Source organism: bacterium, from assembly GCA_024224155.1.
Classification (GTDB): Bacteria; Acidobacteriota; Thermoanaerobaculia; order Multivoradales; family JAHEKO01; genus CALZIK01.
Genome location: JAAENP010000145.1, coordinates 1 through 1654, shown reverse-complemented (window position 1 = coordinate 1654; position 1654 = coordinate 1). Strand labels below are relative to the sequence as shown.

General features: G+C 60.8%; 2 protein-coding genes. Both read left to right on the top strand.

The annotated features are described in order from the left end of the window. A partial coding sequence (locus GY769_08355) for an IS66 family transposase (GenBank protein ID MCP4201931.1) occupies window positions 1-1248 on the top strand: 1248 nt, incomplete at its 5' end. An 8-nt stretch (window positions 1249-1256) separates the two neighbouring features. After that, window positions 1257-1654: DUF4338 domain-containing protein (locus tag GY769_08350; GenBank protein ID MCP4201930.1), on the top strand; the 398-nt coding region annotated here is incomplete at its 3' end.

Genomic DNA, 1654 nt, shown 5'->3' with positions numbered 1-1654 from the left:
GCACAGGACCAATGCCATTGTGATCGCTGTGGGTTGCCCTTCGAGGATTTTCCGGGCACCGAAGACTCTGAACTGATCGAGATCGAGGTTCGAGGCTATAAGCGCAAGATCCGTCGGCGCCGCTACCGACCCGCCTGCCAGTGTGAGCATCTGCCAGGGATCATCTCGGCTCCCGGTCCCCCGAAGCTGATCCCCAAGGGACGCCTCGGCGTGTCGCTGTGGGTTGAGATTCTGCTCGACAAGTATGCGTTTATACGACCGACCCAACGCCTGTTGAGCGATCTCAAGAGCCACGACATTGATCTGTCACTGGGGACTGTCACGGGGGGATTGAAACAGTTGGCGCCGGTCTTCAAGCCGATCCGCGAAGAGATCATTCGCATGAATCTCGATCAGCTGGTGTGGCATGCTGACGAGACCCGCTGGCCAGTCTTCGTGCCGGTGGAGGGTAAGGTTGGCTGGCAGTGGAAGTTCTGGGTTTTCCAGTCGCGCTCGGCGGTGGTCTTCGTCCTTGACCCGACACGAGAGGCTCGGGTCCCGGAGACGTATTTTGAGGGAATCGAGCGTGGCACCTTGGTGGTCGATCGCTACAGTGGCTACAAGGCGATGGCCCAAGTCAAAGCCGGCCAGATCCTCCTGGCCTTTTGCTGGGCACACGTGCGTCGCGACTTTCTCAGCGTCGCTCGTGATTGGTCAGGACATGAGAAGTGGGGGCTCTCATGGCTCGACACGATCGGTGAGTTGTTCCATCTCAATAACCTGCGTCTAGAGGCACCGTCGCAGCAGTTCGCCAAACGCGACGAGATCTTGCGTGCGGCGGTGGAAAAGCTTGTCGAGCGGCGCAAGGAGGAGCTGAGCGATCCGGAGTTGCATCCAGTGCGTCGCAAACCGCTGGTCAGCTTGGGCAACCACTGGAACGGCTTGACGCTGTTCGTCGATCATCCCGAGATTCCGATGGATAACAATACGGCGGAGAGAACGCTGCGCCTTCTGGTCTGCGGCCGCAAGCAGTTCTTCGGGTCGCGTGCGGTGTGGGCGGGGCATTTGGCGGCGGATCTGTTCTCGCTGTTCGCGACGCTTCAGCAGTGGGCGATCAATCCCCGAAAGTGGTTGAGTGCATATTTGCACGCCTGCGCGCAAGCTGGCGGCCAAGCTCCCCCCGATGCTGCCCGCTGGCTGCCCTGGAATCTGCCGCTGCCTGAATGCACGGCGATGGCCGAGCTACCGGAAGTCGACGACACCTCCTGAGCCATACGATGCGTTATTGTGGCCGCGAGTTCACCGACGCCGACTTGAACCTGATCCGGCAGCTCATCGCCGAAGTCCCCCAAAGGAATCGGGCGCAGCTGTCGCGAGTAGTCTGCGAACGGCTGAGCTGGTCCAAAACCGACGGCGGACTCAAGGAGATGAGCTGCCGCGTGGCCATGCTGCGCATGCATCGCGATGGCCTCATCACCCTGCCGGAGCCACGCAACGGCAATGGCAACGGCCAGCCTTACCGTCGAATCACTCGAGCCACCGATCCGGGTCTGCCGATCGACCTGCCGGTGGAGCAACTCAGGGACCTGCGACTCGAAGTCGTCGATGACCGCCGCACCTCGCACCTATGGAATGAATACATCCAGCGCCACCACTATCTCGGCTATCAACCTCT